This window comes from Georgenia thermotolerans (assembly GCF_009193185.1).
Lineage (GTDB): Bacteria > Actinomycetota > Actinomycetes > Actinomycetales > Actinomycetaceae > Georgenia > Georgenia thermotolerans.
Genome location: NZ_VUKF01000032.1, coordinates 1 through 13,937, shown reverse-complemented (window position 1 = coordinate 13,937; position 13,937 = coordinate 1). Strand labels below are relative to the sequence as shown.

General features: G+C 74.9%; 15 protein-coding genes. 13 read left to right on the top strand and 2 right to left on the bottom strand.

Annotated features, from left to right (window positions below):
• Positions 1–10: 10 nt before the first annotated feature.
• The 7 genes from GD970_RS14815 to GD970_RS22510 all read left to right on the top strand — a co-directional run bounded on the left by GD970_RS14815 (position 11) and on the right by GD970_RS22510 (position 5,815).
• Positions 11–1,318, top strand: coding sequence for a M50 family metallopeptidase (locus GD970_RS14815; RefSeq protein ID WP_152203671.1), 1,308 nt, complete (start codon positions 11–13; stop codon positions 1,316–1,318).
• Positions 1,319–1,431: 113 nt separating this feature from the next.
• Positions 1,432–2,583 (top strand): flavodoxin-dependent (E)-4-hydroxy-3-methylbut-2-enyl-diphosphate synthase, encoded by a 1,152-nt coding sequence (gene ispG, locus GD970_RS14810; RefSeq protein ID WP_152203710.1) that lies wholly within the window; start codon positions 1,432–1,434, stop codon positions 2,581–2,583.
• 11 nt (positions 2,584–2,594) lie between these two features.
• Positions 2,595–3,467: a GNAT family N-acetyltransferase gene (locus GD970_RS21725; RefSeq protein ID WP_170297271.1), complete on the top strand. Its 873-nt coding sequence runs from the start codon at positions 2,595–2,597 to the stop codon at positions 3,465–3,467.
• A 40-nt stretch (positions 3,468–3,507) separates the two neighbouring features.
• The gene (locus GD970_RS14800; protein WP_152203670.1) at positions 3,508–4,080 is read left to right on the top strand and encodes a GNAT family N-acetyltransferase; all 573 of its coding nucleotides are present in this window, start codon (positions 3,508–3,510) and stop codon (positions 4,078–4,080) included.
• 39 nt (positions 4,081–4,119) lie between these two features.
• Positions 4,120–4,401, top strand: coding sequence for a hypothetical protein (locus GD970_RS14795; protein WP_152203669.1), 282 nt, complete (start codon positions 4,120–4,122; stop codon positions 4,399–4,401).
• Between the two features lie 64 nt (positions 4,402–4,465).
• Complete coding sequence (locus GD970_RS14790) at positions 4,466–4,831, top strand: DUF4180 domain-containing protein (RefSeq protein WP_152203668.1); 366 nt, start codon at positions 4,466–4,468, stop codon at positions 4,829–4,831.
• A gap of 123 nt (positions 4,832–4,954) precedes the next feature.
• Positions 4,955–5,815, top strand: a complete 861-nt coding sequence (locus GD970_RS22510) for a hypothetical protein (protein ID WP_152203667.1) — start codon at positions 4,955–4,957, stop codon at positions 5,813–5,815.
• Positions 5,816–5,857: 42 nt separating this feature from the next.
• Here GD970_RS22510 and GD970_RS14780 read toward each other — a convergent pair whose 3' ends face one another.
• On the bottom strand, positions 5,858–6,772 hold the full coding sequence (locus tag GD970_RS14780) for a DNA-formamidopyrimidine glycosylase family protein (protein ID WP_152203666.1): 915 nt from the start codon (positions 6,770–6,772) through the stop codon (positions 5,858–5,860).
• 164 nt (positions 6,773–6,936) lie between these two features.
• On the opposite strand from GD970_RS14780, the gene GD970_RS14775 reads away from it, so the two are divergent.
• Together GD970_RS14775 and GD970_RS14770 are read left to right on the top strand one after the other, a co-directional pair.
• Complete coding sequence (locus GD970_RS14775) at positions 6,937–8,739, top strand: proline--tRNA ligase (RefSeq protein WP_152203665.1); 1,803 nt, start codon at positions 6,937–6,939, stop codon at positions 8,737–8,739.
• A 179-nt stretch (positions 8,740–8,918) separates the two neighbouring features.
• Positions 8,919–10,118, top strand: a complete 1,200-nt coding sequence (locus GD970_RS14770; protein WP_152203664.1) for an AI-2E family transporter — start codon at positions 8,919–8,921, stop codon at positions 10,116–10,118.
• An 84-nt stretch (positions 10,119–10,202) separates the two neighbouring features.
• Here the strand turns inward: GD970_RS14770 and GD970_RS14765 are convergent, their stop codons facing one another.
• Positions 10,203–11,243, bottom strand: a complete 1,041-nt coding sequence (locus GD970_RS14765) for a DUF4439 domain-containing protein (protein WP_152203663.1) — start codon at positions 11,241–11,243, stop codon at positions 10,203–10,205.
• 95 nt (positions 11,244–11,338) lie between these two features.
• Here GD970_RS14765 and rimP point away from each other — a divergent pair, with 95 nt between their 5' ends.
• From rimP to GD970_RS14745, 4 genes are all read left to right on the top strand, one after another.
• Entirely contained in the window at positions 11,339–11,824 is a 486-nt protein-coding gene (gene rimP / locus GD970_RS14760) for a ribosome maturation factor RimP (protein ID WP_152203662.1), read from the top strand.
• 10 nt (positions 11,825–11,834) lie between these two features.
• Positions 11,835–12,884 (top strand): transcription termination factor NusA, encoded by a 1,050-nt coding sequence (gene nusA, locus GD970_RS14755; protein ID WP_152203661.1) that lies wholly within the window; start codon positions 11,835–11,837, stop codon positions 12,882–12,884.
• 29 nt (positions 12,885–12,913) lie between these two features.
• Entirely contained in the window at positions 12,914–13,273 is a 360-nt protein-coding gene (locus GD970_RS14750) for a YlxR family protein (protein WP_152203708.1), read from the top strand.
• A gap of 71 nt (positions 13,274–13,344) precedes the next feature.
• On the top strand, positions 13,345–13,937 hold a 593-nt coding region (locus tag GD970_RS14745; protein WP_193314960.1), incomplete at its 3' end, for a translation initiation factor IF-2 N-terminal domain-containing protein.

Genomic DNA, 13,937 nt, shown 5'->3' with positions numbered 1-13,937 from the left:
AGACCCGCCCGTGGACTTCGCCATCGGTGTGCTCATCCTCGCCGTCGGCCTCATCCTGTCCATCGCGCTGCACGAGCTGGGCCACCTGGTGCCGGCCAAGAAGTTCGGCGTCAAGGTGCCGCAGTACATGGTCGGCTTCGGCAAGACGCTGTGGTCGAAGACCGTGCGCGGCACCGAGTACGGCTTCAAGGCGCTGCCGCTGGGCGGGTACGTCCGGTTGGTCGGGATGTACCCGCCGGCCCGGCGCGCCGCCGCCGTCCGCCGCAACGGGCGCCTCTCGATGGTCGAGGAGGCGCGGCAGGCCGCGCTCGAGGAGCTCAGGCCGGGGGAGGAGCACCGGGCGTTCTACCACCTGACCGTCCCGCGCAAGCTCGTCGTCATGCTCGGCGGGCCGGTGATGAACCTGCTCATCGCGGCCGTCCTCCTGGCCGTCACCGCGGTCGGGCTCGGCGTCGCGCAGTACACCACCACCCTCGGCAACGTGCAGGCGTGCGTCCCCGCGGCCCAGGCCCAGGAGTGCGGGCCCGCCGACCCCGCCTCGCCCGGCGCCGCCGCCGGCCTGCACGCCGGCGACCGGATCGTCCGGTGGGGCGGGACCGAGGCGCGCGACTGGACCGACGTCGCCACCGCCATCGCCGACGGCGGCACCGCCCCGACCCCGGTCGTGGTCGACCGCGCGGGCCGGCAGGTGACCGTCGAGGTCACGCCCCGGATGGCCGACCGGCCGAAGGTGGACGCCTCGGGCACACCGGTGCTCGACGACGCGGGCAAGCCGGTCCTCGAGCCCCGCCCGTTCGTCGGCATCGGCCCGACCTTCGAGCTGGTGCGCCAGCCGCTGGGCGAGGTGCCCGGGATGGTCTGGCAGACCTTCACCGGCACTGTGCGCGTGGTCCTCACGCTGCCCCAGCGCCTCGTCGACGTCGCCCACGCCGCCTTCGGCGGCGGCGAGCGCGACCCCGGCGTCATGGGACTGGTGGGCGTGGGCCGCGTCGCCGGCGAGATTGCCTCCGTCGACGGGCAGGGCTACGGCCTGACGGAGCGCAGCGCCGACATGCTCTCCCTGCTCGTCTCGCTCAACATGGCGCTGTTCGTCTTCAACCTCATCCCGCTGCTGCCGCTCGACGGCGGGCACATCGCCGGGGCCCTGTGGGAGGGCGCACGCCGGCGCGTCGCCCTCCTGGCCCGGCGCCCCGACCCCGGGCCCGTGGACACCGCGCGCCTGCTGCCGCTGACCTACGTCGTCGTCGTCGCCATGATCGGCATGAGCGTGCTGCTGGCCTACGCGGACATCGTCAACCCGATCCGGCTCACCGGCTGAGGCCGACGGCCGGGGGCCGCGGTGATGGACCCTGTCACACGTGGCGCCCAGGGCTGGGTACGGACGAGCCTGGGTGCGATACTGGGCCGGTGAGTGCACCGATCTCCCTGGGAATGCCGACCGTCAAGGAAGCTCCGCCCGTGCTCGCGCCGCGCCGGAAGACGCGGAAGATCCGGGTGGGCTCGGTGGAGGTCGGCGGGGACGCCCCGATCTCCGTCCAGTCGATGACGACGACGAAGACCCACGACATCAACTCCACGCTGCAGCAGATCGCCGAGCTGACGGCCGCCGGGTGCGACATCGTCCGCGTCGCCTGCCCGACGGACAAGGACGCCGAGGCGCTGCCGATCATCGCCAAGAAGTCGAAGATCCCGGTGATCGCGGACATCCACTTCCAGCCCAAGTACGTCTTCGCGGCGATCGAGGCCGGCTGCGGCGCGGTGCGCGTCAACCCGGGCAACATCCGCAAGTTCGACGACCAGGTCAAGGAGATCGCCCAGGCGGCCAAGGACGCCGGGGTGTCCCTGCGCATCGGCGTCAACGCCGGCTCGCTCGACAAGCGCCTGCTCGCCAAGTACGGCAAGGCCACGCCCGAGGCGCTGGTGGAGTCCGCGGTGTGGGAGGCCTCGCTGTTCGAGGAGCACGACTTCCACGACTTCAAGATCTCCGTCAAGCACAACGACCCGGTGGTCATGGTCCGCGCCTACGAGCTGCTCGCCGAGGCCGGCGACTGGCCCCTGCACCTCGGCGTGACCGAGGCCGGCCCGGCGTTCCAGGGCACGATCAAGTCCGCCACCGCCTTCGGCGCGCTGCTGAGCAAGGGCATCGGGGACACCATCCGCGTCTCCCTCTCCGCCCCGCCGGTGGAGGAGGTCAAGGTCGGCAGCCAGATCCTCGAGGCCCTCAACCTGCGTCCGCGCAAGCTCGAGATCGTCTCCTGCCCGTCCTGCGGGCGCGCGCAGGTGGACGTCTACGAGCTCGCCGACTCCGTCACGGCCGGCCTGGCCGACCTCACCGTGCCGCTGCGGGTGGCCGTCATGGGCTGCGTCGTCAACGGCCCCGGCGAGGCGCGCGAGGCCGACCTGGGCGTCGCCTCCGGCAACGGCAAGGGGCAGATCTTCGTCAAGGGCGAGGTCATCAAGACCGTGCCCGAGGACCAGATCGTCGAGACCCTCATCGCCGAGGCCCAGCGCATCGCCGGCGAGATGGGGATGGACGCCGGCGGCGCGACCGGGGCCGGCGCGCCCGTCGTCACCGTCAGCTGAGCGCGCCCGCCGTGCCGCTGTGGCGCCGGGGCTCCCCGGCGGTCCGGCCGCTGACCGCGGAGGACCGCGAGGCCGCCCTCGCGGTGTGCCGGCGTGACCCCGTGGGCTCGGTCCTGGCCGCCGTCCAGGTCGAGCGCCTCGGCGGGGCCGGGCTGCCCGGGACGGAGCTGCTCGGCGTCTTCCCCGAGGACGGCCGCCGCGAGGACGGCCCCACCGCCCTGTGCTGGGCGGGCGCCAACCTCGTGCCGGTCCAGGTCTTCGGCGAGGCCCTCGACGAGCTGGTCGAGTACGTGCGCCGGCGCGGCCGGCGCTGCTCCTCCATCGTGGGCCCGGCCGAGCAGGTGCTGCCCTTGTGGGACCGGCTCGCGCCGATGTGGTCGCGCCCGCGCGAGGTCCGTCCCGACCAGCCCTCGATGGTCATCGACCACGCCCCGGCCGTGGCGCCCGACCCGTGCGTGCGGCTCGCCCGCCCGGAGGAGGTCGGGCTCGTGCTGCCGGCGTCGGTGGCGATGTTCACCGAGGAGGTGGGCTACGACCCCACCGTCGTCGGCGCCTCCTACGCCGCCCGAGTGGCCGAGCTCATCGCCACCCAGAAGACCTACGTGCGCATCGACGACGGCGACGACGGCCCCCAGGTGGTCTTCAAGGCCGACGTCGGCGCGCTTGCCGTCGGCGTCGCCCAGATCCAGGGCGTGTGGGTGCACCCCGCGCTGCGCGGGCGCGGCCTGGCGTCGGCCGGCATGGCCGCCGTCGTGGCGGACGTGCGGGCCCGGCTGGCCCCCACCGTGTCGCTGTACGTCAACTCCTTCAACGCCCCCGCCCTCGCCACCTACCGCCGGGTCGGCTTCCGCGAGGTCGGCACGTACGCGACCGTTCTGTTCTGATCTGTTCTGACGGCGCGACGGCCCGTGCCAGGGTGGCGCCATGACGATCGAGGTGCGCCCCGCGACGGCGTTCGCCGACGTGCTGACCATGGTCGGGCCCAAGCGCCCCGACGCGACGGCGTGCTGGTGCCTGAGCTACCGCCTGTCCTCGAAGGAGAACCTCGCCCTGCGCGGTCCCGAGCGTGGCGAGCGCGTGCGCCGGCTCCTCGCGGAGGACCCGCCGCCCGGGGTCCTCGCCTACGACGGCGACGAAGTGGTCGGCTGGGCGGCGGTCCACCCCCGGGCCGACACGAGCTTCGCCAGGAACCGCAAGATCCCGCACGTCGGCGACGTCGACCCGTGGTCCGTGTGGTGCCTGCGGGTCCGGCCCGGGCACCGCGGCAAGGGCATCTCCCACCACCTGCTCGCCGGCGCGGTCGAGTTCGCCCGCGGGCACGGCGCCCGCGCCGTCGAGGGCTACCCGGTCGACAACCAGGGCCAGAAGGTCGACCTCACCATGGCGTACGTGGGCACGAGGGCGTTGTTCGAGCGGGCCGGGTTCACGAAAGCCGCGGACACCCAGTCCGTCATCAACGGCTTCCCGCGCGTGCTCATGCGCCTCGACCTGGCCTGACGGGCCCGGCGCTCACCGCGGTCCGGCTACTGTGCGCGCATGACGCGAAGGACGCTGCCGGTGGTGGTGCTGGGCCTCGTGCTTGTCGCCGGCGGCCTGGTGGTCGCCCGCCAGCCGCGCGCACAGTTCGGCTGGGTCGCCTACACGCCGCTCTCGCAGGCCACCTTGTCACCCGGGGCCATCGTGCTCGACCGGGTCGGCATCGCCGCGCTGGTGCTTGCCGCCGTCGGGGTCGCCCTCGTCGGCGGCGCGGTGGGATACGCCCTGGGCCGGCGGACGGCGCCGGGACCCCCCGGCCCCGGGATGGCCGACGACGCCTGACCTCGGGCGGCCGCGCGCCAAATTTCCCTGGCTGCTGCCGCGCCGTGTTCGTAGGCTCCGCGGGATGACCGTGCAGACCGTCAACGGGACCGTCGTGCTCCACCTGCCCGTGGAGGGTGCGCCGATCGCCACCGGCCAGGACGCCCTCGACCTGCTCGGCGACGCCTGGGGGAGCGGCGCCGAGCTCGTCGCGGTCCCCGCGAGCCGCCTCGCGGCGTCGTTCTTCGACCTGCGGTCCGGCCACGCCGGCGAGTTCGTGCAGAAGCTCGTCAACTACCGCATGCGCCTGGCGGTCCTCGGCGACATCTCCGCGCAGGTCGCCGCGAGCGACGCGCTGGGCGCCTTCGTCGTGGAGTCGAACCGAGGGGCACACGTGTGGTTCCTCGACGGCCCCGACGAGCTCGCGCGCCGGCTGGCGCAGACGGGCTAGGAAGGCACCTCGGCGCTCGTCGGCACCCTGGCCGGCGTGCCGGTCGCGATCGCGTCCCCATTCGCCAGCGCGCCGTCGCCGGATCCGGGACCATGTGGCTTCTTCCGCCCGGAAGGAGCCGCGATGGTCATCGACGCCCCGTCGCTCACCGCCCGGCCCGGCGCACGGGCCCGCGACATGGTCGCGTCGGGTCTGCGCGTGGTCCTGCGGGTGCCGGCGATCCTGCTGCTCGGTGCCTCGGTGGTGCTGGGGATCCAGGCATGGTGGTCGCGTTTCTCGGTGTGCTTCGTCGGTGGGGAACCGCCGGTGGCCGGGTTGCCGCAGGACGGGGCCGGCGGCTGCCTGGCGCTGCAGGACCACCTGTACGACTACTACGTGCCCGACGATCCGTGGGTGCCGATCGCGGACGCCGCTCAGCGGGAGGGGCTGAGCCTGCTCGCGCTCGGGCTGGGGGTGGCGCTGGTCTCCGTGAGCCTGGGCGGCCGCTGGTTCGTCTGGCCGCTGTCCCTGGCCGGCGGTGCGGCCATGGGCGCGATGTGGGTGGGGACAGGCGTGCCGGTGTGGCGGTCGGGCCTGGCCGGGGAGCCGGTGGGCTTCGAGGACTGGATGGCGGCGTCGGGGTGGAGCGTCCTGACGGTGCTGGTCGCGCCGGGGTTGGCGGCCCTGGCCTGGTTCCACGGCGGCAGGGACGCCCGGCTGGTCGCGGTGTTCTGGGCGGCCATGGCGATCGTGCCGTGGGAGTTCTTCTTCACGCTGTTCCTCGCGCCCTCGCACGACACCTCACCGCTGAGGGGGTTCTTCCGGTGCGCGGTGGTGGCGGTGGCGGCGGTGGCCGTGGCCCTGACGTTGCTCCCGGTGGGGGTACGGCAACGGATGGCCCGTCCGCTCGGGCGGGCGGGGCAGGTGGTGATGACAGTCCTGCGGAGAGCAGCGGCCAGGCTCCGTGAGCTCGACGAGCGAGTGATGCCCGCTCGGCGCGAGTGAGTGGCAGGCGCGGCGCGCCGCTGCTACTCATCCTCATCCTCCTCAGCGCAGCAGCTTCGACATCCGCCGGTCGGCGAGGATCTTCCCGCCGGTCTGGCAGGTCGGGCAGTACTGCAGCGAGGAGTCGGCGAAGGAGACCTCGCGCACGGTGTCCCCGCACACCGGGCACGGCAGCCCGGCCCGGCCGTGCACCCGCATGCTGCGCCGCTTGGCGTCCTTGAGGTCCGCCGCCGGTCGGCCGGACGCCTCGGCCACGGCCGCGGCGAGCACCTCGCCGATGGCGGCGTGCAGGCGGGCGACGTCGTCGTCGTCGAAGGACCGGGTCAGCGCGAAGGGGCTGATACGGGCGGCGTGGAGGATCTCGTCGGAGTAGGCGTTGCCGATGCCGGCGATGACGTTCTGGTCGCGCAGCAGGCCCTTGACCTGCTGGTTGCGGGCCGCGAGCAGCTCGCGCAGCCGCTCGACGGTGAGGTCCGCCGGCTCCACCCCGAGCGTCGCGACCTGGGGGACGTCCTCGGGCCGGGCGACCACGTGCACGGCCAGCCGCTTGCGGGTGCCCGCCTCGGTCAGGTCGAAGCCGGCGCCGTCGTCCAGGCGCAGGCGCAGCGCGATGGGGGAGCGGCCCGGGCGCACGGCGGTGCGCGGGACCTCGTCGTACCAGCGCAGCCACCCGGCCTTGGCGAGGTGGAACACCAGGTGCAGCGCGCCGTCGGCGCCAGGCGCGCCGCCCGGTGCGCCGTCTCCGGCCGCACGCTCGCCCGCGGGCACCGTGACCACGTCGAGCCACTTGCCGTGCCGGGCGACGTCGCTCACGGCCCGCCCGACGAGCGCGGTCGGCGCCGGGGCGAACGTCTTCAGCGCGCTGATCGCGCCGACCTCGACGGCGCTGATGGCGCGCCCCACCGCGTGCTCGCGCAGGAACTGGGCGAGCCCCTCGACCTCGGGCATCTCCGGCACGGGACCATCCTGGCGCACGGCCCGCGACGGCGTCGCCCGGTCGGACGGCGAAGGTGCGTGACGGCGTCGCCCGGTCGGACGGCGAAGGTGCGTGACGGCGGCGCCGCTCGGCGTGGCCGGGCGCACAGCAAGGGTGCGACCCCGCGCCCACTAGGCTTGCCCGCGTGCTGATGAAGATGTCGTCCCTTTTCGTGCGGACCCTGCGAGAGGACCCGGCCGACGCCGAGGTCGCGAGCCACAAGCTGCTGGTGCGCGCCGGCTACATCCGCCGCGCGGCGCCGGGCATCTACACCTGGCTGCCGCTGGGGCTGAAGGTCCTGGCCAAGGTCGAGCAGATCGTGCGCGAGGAGATGGACGCCATCGGCGCCCAGGAGGTCCACTTCCCGGCGCTGCTGCCCAAGGAGCCCTACGAGGCGACCGGCCGCTGGGTCGAGTACGGCCCGAACATCTTCCGCCTGCAGGACCGCAAGGGCGCCGACTACCTCCTGGCCCCCACCCACGAGGAGCTGTTCACCCTCCTGGTCAAGGACCTGTACTCCTCCTACAAGGACCTCCCGCTCGCGCTGTACCAGATCCAGACCAAGTACCGCGACGAGGCCCGCCCCCGCGCCGGTCTCATCCGCGGCCGCGAGTTCATCATGAAGGACGCCTACTCCTTCGACGTCGACGACGAGGGCCTCGAGCGCTCCTACGAGCTGCAGCGCCAGGCCTACCAGCGCATCTTCGACCGCCTCGGCCTCGAGTACGTCATCGTCAAGGCCATGAGCGGGGCGATGGGCGGCTCCCGCAGCGAGGAGTTCCTCCACCCCACCGCGATCGGGGAGGACACCTTCGTCCGCTCGCCCGGCGGGTACGCCGCCAACGTCGAGGCGGTGACCACCCCGAACCCCGAGCCGATCCCCTTCGACGGGCTGCCGCCCGCCGAGGTCCTCGACACCCCGGACTCGCCCACCATCGACACCCTCGTCGACGCCGCGAACCGGCTGCACCCGCGCCCGGACCGACCCTGGACCGCCGCGGACACCCTCAAGAACGTCGTGCTGGCCCTGACCCACCCCGACGGGCGCCGCGAGGTCATCGCCGTCGGCCTGCCCGGCGACCGCGAGGTCGACCTCAAGCGGCTCCAGGCCGCCCTCGAGCCGGCCGAGGTCGAGCCGGCCACCGACGACGACCTCAAGGGCCGCCCCGAGCTCGTCAAGGGCTACATCGGCCCCGGGGTGCTCGGCCCCAACGGTGCCCCCCGCGGCGACGACGGCGAGAGCCCGGACGGCGCCATGCGGTACCTGCTCGACCCGCGCGTCTCGCCCGGCACCGCCTGGATCACCGGCGCCGACCTCGACGGCAAGCACGTCTTCGGGCTCGTGGCCGGCCGCGACTTCACCGCCGACGGCACCATCGAGGCCGCCGAGGTCCGCGAGGGCGACCCGGCGCCGGACGGCTCGGGCCCGCTCGAGCTGGCGCGCGGCATCGAGATCGGCCACATCTTCGCCCTGGGCCGCAAGTACGCCGCCGCCCTCGACCTCAAGGTCCTCGACGCCAACGGCAAGGCCGTCACCGTCACCATGGGCTCCTACGGCATCGGCATCACCCGCGCGCTGGCCGCGCTGGCCGAGGCCAACGCCGACGACAAGGGCCTGGTGTGGCCCATGCAGGTCGCCCCCGCCCACGTGCACGTCCTCGCGACCGGCAAGGACCAGGCCGTCTTCGACACCGCCGCGCGCCTGGCCGCCGACCTCGAGGCGGCCGGGCTGGAGGTCCTGTACGACGACCGCCCCAAGGTCTCCGCCGGCGTGAAGTTCGCCGACGCCGAGCTGCTCGGCGTCCCGCTGAGCGTGGTGGTCGGCCGCGGCCTGGCCGACGGCGTCGTCGAGGTCCGCCGCCGCGCGAGCGGGGAGCGCGAGGAGATCGCCCCCGACGCCGCCGTGGCCCGCGTGTGCGAGCTGGTCGACCAGGCCCTGGCGGGCTGAGTCCCCGGTTCTCCCTCCGCGACCGCTGACCGAAGACTTCGTACGGATATCCCGGACGAAAGCTTCGGCCAGCGGCTCGGAGGGGAAGAGGGGCCCGGAGGGGAAGGACGCCGGAGGTCGCCGGGGGCGTCCCACTCCTCGAGGGGCGGCGCGGCGCGCCCAGGAGAACACTGGCGGCCATGGAGCACCAACCCTCCGTGGCCGTCCGGTGGGGCCGGCGGGCCTGGGCCACGCTCGGCGTCGCCGGCGTGGTCGTCGGCGTCGTCTTCCTCGCCAGCCAGGTGAGCCTGATCCTCACCCCCGTGGTCCTGGCGCTGTTCCCGGCCGCGCTGGCGAACCCGCTCGCCGCCCGGCTGCGCCGCTCGCGCCTGCCCAACGCCCTCGGCGCGCTGGTCCTGCTCCTGCTCCTGCTGCTCGTCTTCGTCATCCCGGCCTACCTCATCGTCCCGGCACTGGCCGCGCAGGCGCCGCAGCTGACCTCCTCGGTCGTCGACGGCCTGGCCGAGCTGGACCGGGCGGTGGACTGGTCCCGCCTGCCGGGCAACATCAAGGGCGCCAGCGACCTCGCCCAGCAGGCCATCGGCGCCCTCGGCGGGGGTGGCGGCGGCGGGGCGCTGACCGGCGGCCTGGGCCTCGTGCGGCAGGTGGGCGACGTCGGCACCGGGGCGGTCCTGATGCTCGTCATCCTGTTCTTCTACTTCAAGGACGGACGGCGCATGTGGGCCGGCGTGCTCGGCCTCCTGCCCGCCCGCCTGCAGCCCGAGACCGACCTGCTGGCCCAGGAGTCGTTCTGGACCATCGGGGCGTTCCTGCGCGGCCAGCTCCTCGTCGCCCTCGTCGACGCGGTCTTCATCGGGCTGGGCCTGTGGATCCTCGGCGTCCCGCTCGTCCTGCCGCTGGCCGTGCTGGTCTTCTTCGGCGGGCTGTTCCCCATCGTCGGAGCGTTCCTGTCCGGCACCGTCGCCGTGGTGGTGGCGCTGGCCAGCAAGGGCCTGGGCACGGCGCTGCTGACGCTGGCCGTGGTGCTGCTCGTCCAGCAGCTCGAGGGCCACGTGCTCTCGCCGATCATCCAGGCGCGCAACATCGCGCTGCACCCGCTCGTCATCATCCTCGCGGTGACCACCGGCGGCGCGATCATGGGCATCCTCGGCGCCTTCCTCGGGGTGCCCGTCGCCGCCGTCGTCGCGCGGATCGTCGACCACCTGCAGGGCCGGGAACCGCAGGCCGGGCCGGCCGGCCTGCGGCGGCGGATGGGCCGGGGACCGACGCTCGAACCCGACCCGGCGGCCGCCGGGACCGGGACCGGGCTCCATCCCAGCACAGAGACCGAGCCGGAGCCCGAGGCGCCGGTGCCCGGCGACGGGCGCGGCGAGGGCTGAGGTCAGTCCCGCCCGGGCGGGGCGGTCAGACGGTCCGCGCGGGCCGGGCGGTCGGGTCAGCCGAGCCCGGGCAGGGCGGGTGGGTCAGTCCAGCCCCGGCAGGGCCGGCAGCTGCCCGCCCCAGGCACGCACCTGCTCCGCGGCGTCCTCGGCCGCGGCGACGGCGGCCTCGCGCTGGCCCGCCCGCGCGGCCGCGGCGACGCTCGTCCAGTGCGCGAGGAGGCGCCGCTCGGCGGCGACGGCGACGGCCTGCTCGGGACCGAGCGTGCCCGTCGGGTCCGCGGCGTCCGGTGCCGGCTCGCCCATGCCGAGGTCGTAGGCGCCGCGCCGCTCGTCCGGGGCGCCGGCGGCCAGGGCGGCGTCGACCAGGCCCTGCAGCTCGCCCGCCCGCTCGGCGGCGCGGGCGCGGGCCGCGCCCGAGGTGCGGGCGGCGACGGTCTCCAGGGCGAACCGGGCCGCGTCGAGGACCTGCACGTCCTCGCCGTCGACCTCGAGCGTGCCCAGCGCCTCCGGCGTCATCGGAGCCGCGGCGCTCGCCGGGGCCGGCGCACCGAGCGCCGCGGCGAGATCGGCCGCGTCAGCCGCACGGGAGACGGCGACGGCGAGCAGGGCCGCGGCAAGGTGGCCGTCCGGCGTGGCAAGGGCCCCGTCACGGGCGCCGGCCGCGCCCGCGGTGAGCTCATCGAGCACGTCCTGCGCCGTCGCGCCGGCCGGGGGAGCGGTGGCCGGCGCCGGCGTTGTCACGCCCTCCGGCGCGCCCTCGGGCCAGGCCACCCACACCCCGCCGAGGGCGTCGACGTGCGCGCGGGCGTGCGCGCCCACCCGCTCGAGGGCCGGCGCCACGCCCGACGGCGTATCCGGCGCCGCGGTGATCTCCGCCACCGTGGCGGCCAGCCGCTCGGCCCGCACGGCCTCGTCCTGACGCAGCACCTCGGCGGCGGAGGGGCTGGCCGGCTCCGCGGGCGGGGTGTCGAGCCGGACCAGGCCGCAGCCCGCCAGCGCCGCCGCCGCGGCCAGCGCCAGCGCGGCCGCGCGCACGGACCGCCCGCGCCGGGCGCGGCGTGGGGCTGCGTCGAGGCGGGGGGCGGAAGGGGGTGTCGCGGGGGCGACGGGGGAGGCGTGCATCGCCGTCGATCCTCCCACGCCGGGAGCGGCCCCCAGGCCCGGGTGAGTAGTGTGTGGGGTTGACCATCCCCACCCCACAGCTGGAGAGAGACCCGATGAGCCCCGCCCGTGCCACGGACCTGCTCGACCGCCTCCGGGCCGCGCTCGAGCCGGTCGTCGCGGCCGCCGGGCTCTTCCTCGAGGACGCCGCCGTCGCCGCGGCCGGGCGCCGCAAGGTCGTCCGCGTCGTCGTCGACCTGCCCGACGGGCCCGGCGGCGTCGACTCCGACCGCCTCTCCGACGTCTCCCGCGAGATCTCCCGCGTCCTCGACGACGTCGACCTCCTGGAGGGGGCGTACACGCTCGAGGTCTCCACGCCGGGCACCGACCGGCCGCTGACCCAGCCGCGGCACTTCCGCCGCGCCCTCGGCCGCCTCGTGCGCGTGCGCACCAGCAGCGGCCGGGACATCACCGGGCGGCTGCAGGAGGCCGACGACGGCGGCGTCGTCCTCGACGTCGAGGGCCGGCGGGAGGGGCTCGGCTACGGCGACATCGCCCGGGCGAGGGTCGAGATCGAGCTCAACCGGCCCGAGACGGCCTGAGGAGGGACGTATGGACATCGACATGACCGCTCTGCGCCTGATCGAGAGCGAGCGCGGGATCAACTTCGACGTGCTCGTCCACGCGATCGAGGACGCCCTCCTGCTTGCCTACCACCGCACCCCCGGGGCGATGGAGAAGGCGCGCGTGGAGCTGGACCGGCGCTCCGGGCGCGTCACCGTGTGGGCCACCGAGATCGACGAGGACGGCAACGAGGCCGGCGAGTTCGACGACACCCCCTCCGGCTTCGGGCGGATCGCGACGGCGACGGCCCGGTCGGTCATCGTCCAGCGGCTGCGTGACGCCGAGGACGAGCAGGTCATGGGGAACCTGCGCGACAAGGCCGGCGAGCTGATCAGCGGCATCGTCCAGCAGGGCCGCGACCCCCGGGTCGTGCTCGTCGACATCGGCGACCTCGAGGCCGTCCTGCCCGCCCACGAGCAGGTGCCCACCGAGCGCTACTCCCACGGCGACCGGCTGCGCGCCTACGTCCTCGACGTCACCCGCGGGCCCAAGGGCCCGTCGGTGACCCTCTCGCGCACCCACCCCAACCTCGTCCGCAAGCTGTTCGCGCTCGAGGTGCCCGAGGTGGCCGACGGCAGCGTGGAGATCGTCGCCCTCGCCCGGGAGGCCGGGCACCGCACCAAGATCGCCGTGCGCGCCAACGTGGCCGGCCTCAACGCCAAGGGCGCGTGCATCGGTCCCATGGGCCAGCGGGTGCGGGCGGTGATGAACGAGCTGAACGGGGAGAAGATCGACATCGTCGACTACTCCGACGACCCCGCCCGGTTCGTCGCCAGCGCCCTGTCGCCGTCCCGGGTCAGCAGCGTGGAGATCGTCGACGCCGAGGCCAAGGCCGCTCGCGTCGTCGTCCCCGACTACCAGCTCTCCCTGGCCATCGGCAAGGAGGGGCAGAACGCCCGCCTGGCCGCCCGGCTCACCGGGTGGCGGATCGACATCCACCCCGACACCGAGGAGACGGCGCCGACGGCGCCCGCTGCGGCGGCGCCGGTCGAGTCGCGTTCGACACAGGATGAGCAACGGTCGGGCGCACAGGGGTAGACTGTTCGGTGGGCACGTGCCCGGAATCCATGAACACACGCAGCGAGACGCCCACGCCCTCCGGGCCGGTGCGTACCTGTGTGGGGTGCCGGAAGCGGGCCTCGAGGTCTGCTCTGGTCCGCCTCGTCCTGGACGCCGCCGCACGCGTGGTGGTCGATCCGGGTCGCAGCGCTCCGGGGCGGGGCGCCTGGCTCCACCCGAGCCGGGAGTGCCTGGACCTCGCCCTCCGGCGCCGGGCCTTCCCCCGGGCCCTGCACGCAGCGGGGCCGGTGGACACCGACGCGGTGGGCGAGTGGTTCGACCGGAACGCTCCCGCGGCGCCCGATGCGCCCGAGGAGAACGAGTCATCGACGAAGAAAGCGGGTTGGAAGCCGATGGGCACCCGATGAGTACCCAGCGATGAGCTGCCAGCACTAAGACGGTCCTTCCCTGTCCCGGGATGGGCCGAGACAGGAGAGTTGTGGCAAAGGTCCGCGTCCACGAGCTCGCGAAGGAGCTCGGCGTCGACAGCAAGACGGTGCTCGCGAAGCTGCGCGAGCAAGGGGAGTTCGTGAAGTCGGCGTCGTCGACGATCGAGGCCCCGGTCATCCGTCGGCTGCGCGAGGCATTCCCCGCCCAGCAGGGCGACGGCGCCTCGAAGAGCGGTGCACCCACCGCCAAGCCCGCCGGCAAGGCCGCCCCCACGCCGGGGCCCGCCAAGCCGGAGGCCCCCCAGGCCCCCGCCGAGCAGGCCCGGCCCGCCGAGCCGCAGGCGCCCGCTGCCCCGGCACCGGCACCGGCCCCGGCGCCCGCGCCGGCACCGGCCGCCAAGGCCACCCCGGCCCCCGCCCCGGCGGCGGAGACCCCCGCTGCCCCCGCACGCCCGGCCCGCCCGGACGCGCCCAAGCCCGGCGCGGCCCGTCCCGAGGCCAAGCCCGCGGCGGAGACCCGCCCGCAGGCTCGTCCCGGCGGCGCGCCCCGTCCCGGCGAGCGTGCGCCCCGCCCCGGCGCTCCCCGCCCGGGCAACAACCCGTTCGCGACCTCCCAGGGCATGCCCCGTCCGGGCGGCTCCGG

What these genes read in the sequence shown, in the direction of transcription:
- GD970_RS14790 (WP_152203668.1), top strand. Translation starts at nt 4,466, where the DNA reads ATGACCGTGCAGACCGTCAACGGGACCGTCGTGCTCCACCTGCCCGTG.
- GD970_RS14765 (WP_152203663.1), bottom strand. Translation starts at nt 11,243, where the DNA reads ATGCACGCCTCCCCCGTCGCCCCCGCGACACCCCCTTCCGCCCCCCGC.
- GD970_RS22510 (WP_152203667.1), top strand. Translation starts at nt 4,955, where the DNA reads ATGGTCATCGACGCCCCGTCGCTCACCGCCCGGCCCGGCGCACGGGCC.
- ispG (WP_152203710.1), top strand. Translation starts at nt 1,432, where the DNA reads ATGCCGACCGTCAAGGAAGCTCCGCCCGTGCTCGCGCCGCGCCGGAAG.
- GD970_RS14770 (WP_152203664.1), top strand. Translation starts at nt 8,919, where the DNA reads ATGGAGCACCAACCCTCCGTGGCCGTCCGGTGGGGCCGGCGGGCCTGG.
- nusA (WP_152203661.1), top strand. Translation starts at nt 11,835, where the DNA reads ATGGACATCGACATGACCGCTCTGCGCCTGATCGAGAGCGAGCGCGGG.
- GD970_RS14750 (WP_152203708.1), top strand. Translation starts at nt 12,914, where the DNA reads ATGAACACACGCAGCGAGACGCCCACGCCCTCCGGGCCGGTGCGTACC.
- GD970_RS14795 (WP_152203669.1), top strand. Translation starts at nt 4,120, where the DNA reads ATGACGCGAAGGACGCTGCCGGTGGTGGTGCTGGGCCTCGTGCTTGTC.
- GD970_RS14800 (WP_152203670.1), top strand. Translation starts at nt 3,508, where the DNA reads ATGACGATCGAGGTGCGCCCCGCGACGGCGTTCGCCGACGTGCTGACC.
- rimP (WP_152203662.1), top strand. Translation starts at nt 11,339, where the DNA reads ATGAGCCCCGCCCGTGCCACGGACCTGCTCGACCGCCTCCGGGCCGCG.